We start from the raw sequence: 3,232 nt of genomic DNA on the forward strand, positions 1-3,232 counted from the left end.
GAAAACGGGTCTCTTCAAGAGACCTCCGCAGAATCCTCTTCTCAGCTCCTTCGGTCATATCCTCGGTATACCCAGATCTGGCCCTAAAAATTCAACAGAATTCCAGCAGGTCGTTTTCCCATTAGTAGAACCCGCTGGTTCGAGGCGGGAGATGGCGATCAGCCGTTGCGCTGAGTCGAGGCCATCCCCGCTGACGGGCCGCCTACGTTCCTGACCGGACGGCGCACCCACCTTCTACTGGGTGTGACCCGGGGGCAACTGATTCTCTTCGGATTCGCGGCGAGTTGGCCGGCCTGCGGCGGCAGATGCGCCCCTGGGACGATGTGGCCCTCGGCCGCGACCTCGACATGCTGTTCCCCTGGCAACAGCTGGACGGCGAGCGGGACCAGACGATCACCTCGTCGGGTCTGGCCGGCCGAGTCTCGACGTTCGGCGACTTCGCCGAGAAACGATAGGAGTCCCGGGGCGGCGTGCGTGCGTCGCCGAGTCGCAGTCTCGGCGTCCGGCCGGACGCCTCCGCGCCCCCAGGACGAACGGAATGGCGGGCCAGGGTGCCTGTGCTTCGACGACACCCGGCGTTCGACTGTGGTAGCTGGTCCACGTCCAAGGGCCGGTGGCTGGTTGATCGATTATGCCGGCGCATTGCCGAAGACGGCATCCTTCGCTGCCCGCGCGAGTGTTCCCTGGGTGGTCGCCGTAAGCCCGAGCCGGTTCCAGTGGAAGATCACGTGTAGGGCGATGACCGCGCGTATCCCGCGGGTGAGCCTGCCGTTTTCCCGCAGGGTTCGGAGTGTTCTGCCGGTTTCCTCGAACGAGGTGAGCCAGTCATGGCCAATCAGGTCTGTACGGGCGTCGCCGAGGAGGAGATGGCGGACGCCGCTGGTGAAGGATGCCCACACCGGTGGATCGTGCGGAGGCGTGTCGGCCTGGCTGGGGCGTTGCTCGGCGACCCGTGCCCACACGTCGCCCTGCTCGTTGAAGTCCAGCCCGGCGGCCCGCATGAGCGCGGTGCACAGCACGAGGGAGTGTTCCCGCCGGTCGGCGGGGTCGCCGCGGAGGAACGTGAGCAGCTGGCTGCTGTCGTGGTGGAACAGCGTGTGCGCGGTGTTCATGCTGCTGGGACCGCCGAAGGCGTGGATCTCTGGTTCGTAGAGGTCGTCGGTCCACTGGACCCTGTCGGTGAGCAAAGGGTGCAGGGGGTCGGTGTACCTGTCGCCGCGTCCGGTAGCGCCCTCGGCGATCAGGTAGCGGATGCGCCAGGCGCCTTTGCGGATGAAGAACCAGGCGGTGATGAGGCCGTCGGCTTCGGCGGCGGGCAGGACGCGGGTGAGGTGGTCGATGGCGTGGCGTTCCCGCTGGTGGGAGTCGGGGCTGGGGTAGGTGATGTTCACCTGCTTCCAGGCCGTCTCGTCCATCGTCGGACCCTTTCGGTCAGCAGAGCAGGTCGGTCAGCAGAGCAGGAGGCAGGCGTCCCAGCAGGTCGTGGTCCCGGCGATGGCCAGGTGGGCGCCGGCTGTGCCGTCGAGGAATCCGGTGGGTTCGGTTGCAGCAGGCGTGGTGTGCTGGTGCAGTCGCGCCAGCGGTTCGATCGGGATCGGGGTGAGCGCGTCGGCGGCGATCCGGCGTGCGGCGGCGAGGAGCCCGGCGGTTCCGTGGCAGAGTCCGCGGTCGACGAGGCTGCCGAGTTGTGCCGGGTCGGTGATGCTGGCGGCGAAGGCCGTTTCGGTGCTGCGTTGGCGGGTGGTGTCGCCGAGGGCGCGGCCGGCGAGCTGCTGGGCGCGGGCGATGCCGGGCGCGCCGTAGCACCACGACAAGCGCGGCGGGCGGGATAGGCGTGGTTCGCCCCGGTCCAGGTCGTCGAGCGTCACGAACTCGGGCCACCACGAACCCTCGCTGGTCTGGCTCTGCCAGGTGTCCAGCCACTGGCAGACCCGTGTGATCGCCTCCGCGTGCCCGTCGACCGTCACGCCGTCGATCAGTGTGAGGGCCAGGAGAGCGAGTGGGCCTGCGATGCCGTGGGCGACCCCGTGGTTCGAGTGCCCGCCCAGGACGGGCTGGTTGCGGTGGGGGCCGTGCGGGCACCACCAGCCGGGGAGGCCGTTGATGGGGTCGGTCAGGCGCACCAGGTAGGTGAGCACGTCGCGGAGCAGATCGAGATCGCCGACACGGCGCAGGGCGACGCCGAGTCCGGTCAGGCCGCGGATCAGGTCGTACTCGGCGTAGGGGGGTCGCTGGCGTTGGTCGATGCGGCGGTGGGCCACCCCGAGGCGGCGGCGGGTCAGCGTCGCTGTTCCCGCCGCGGCGGCGGCGGTGGCCCGAGCGAGGCCGGGCTGGTCGCTGCCGGCGAGGACGAACGCGAGGGCGGGAGCGCCATGGTAGAGGCTGGCGCTGTCGGCGATGCTGACGCCGGCGGCGACGGCCTGCTCCAGCGCCGCGTACATCGCCGCCCACGCGCCGGTTTCCCGGTGGAGCAGGGCGATGCCCGCCGCCCCGTCGGCGAGGGACTGGCCCGCGGTCATGATCTGATCCGGGCGAGGTCGGTCTGGACGGTGGCGCGGGCCAGGCGTAGGCAGTGCCGTTCGGACGCGAGGTCGGGGCCGATCATGCGGGCGTGGTGCAGGTGCAGCAGATCGGCCAGCACCTCGTCGAGATCCAGACCGTCCCGCTCGGCGAGGGCCCGGTAGGTAGCCAGCGATCTGGCCAGGCCGGCGTCCCCGTACGGGTCGCGGACGCGGGCGAGCTGGGCGGCGTCCAACCGTGGGCCGCCGCGGTGCGGGGCATGGTCGACGAGCCAGCGCGCGCCGTCGCGGGCGAACCCGCCGGCGATGGCGAGCATTCCCGCCGCGGTGGCGGCCTGGCGGTCGCCGGCCAGCCATCGAAGCGCGGCGCGGGAGTCGGCGGCGAACACCGCCTGGGCCGCGGCGAGCGTCGGCCCGAGTCCCCAGCGGGTTTCGGGCCGGTAGGTGGCCAGCGTGTAGTCGGCCAACAGGCCGTCGTCGGCCAGGCCGTACGCCCAGACGGCGAGGGTGCGGGCGGCGTCGGCGAAGTCGATGGCCTCGCGTAACGGGATGCGGAGCCGCACATGGTCTTCGGGGTCGGGGTGGCGCAGGAACCACCAGCCAGCCGGCAGGTCGGTGAGGTCGGCCAGGTGGGCGAGGAGGTGATCCGGGTGTCCGTAGAGGCGGGTGTCCAGCCAGCGCGACCGGCCGGGCCGGTGGGCGAGGGTGCTGGC

Annotated in this window: 4 protein-coding genes; 1 reads left to right on the plus strand and 3 read right to left on the minus strand. The window is 70.9% G+C overall.

Going from position 1 to position 3,232, the window contains the following annotated elements:
* The first annotated feature begins 284 nt into the window (after nt 1–284).
* Entirely contained in the window at nt 285–455 is a 171-nt protein-coding gene (locus NBZ83_RS31060) for a hypothetical protein (protein ID WP_157734548.1), read from the plus strand.
* Between the two features lie 174 nt (nt 456–629).
* Here NBZ83_RS31060 and NBZ83_RS31065 read toward each other — a convergent pair whose 3' ends face one another.
* From NBZ83_RS31065 to NBZ83_RS31075, 3 genes are all read right to left on the minus strand, one after another.
* On the minus strand, nt 630–1,415 hold the full coding sequence (locus tag NBZ83_RS31065; RefSeq protein WP_261562957.1) for a thiopeptide-type bacteriocin biosynthesis protein: 786 nt from the start codon (nt 1,413–1,415) through the stop codon (nt 630–632).
* A gap of 33 nt (nt 1,416–1,448) precedes the next feature.
* Nucleotides 1,449–2,519: a lanthionine synthetase C family protein gene (locus NBZ83_RS31070; RefSeq protein WP_261562958.1), complete on the minus strand. Its 1,071-nt coding sequence runs from the start codon at nt 2,517–2,519 to the stop codon at nt 1,449–1,451.
* Nucleotides 2,516–3,232 (minus strand): thiopeptide-type bacteriocin biosynthesis protein (locus tag NBZ83_RS31075; RefSeq protein ID WP_261576401.1); only part of this gene is annotated, 717 nt, incomplete at its 5' end. The genes NBZ83_RS31075 and NBZ83_RS31070, both read right to left, overlap by 4 nt.

The sequence above is a fragment of the Frankia gtarii genome, from assembly GCF_025403375.1.
GTDB classification, from domain to species: Bacteria; Actinomycetota; Actinomycetes; order Frankiales; family Frankiaceae; genus Frankia; species Frankia gtarii.

Excerpts from the sequence above, each read along its gene's own strand:
- NBZ83_RS31065 (WP_261562957.1), bottom strand. The coding sequence starts at position 1,415 with ATGGACGAGACGGCCTGGAAGCAGGTGAACATCACCTACCCCAGCCCC.
- NBZ83_RS31070 (WP_261562958.1), bottom strand. The coding sequence starts at position 2,519 with ATGACCGCGGGCCAGTCCCTCGCCGACGGGGCGGCGGGCATCGCCCTG.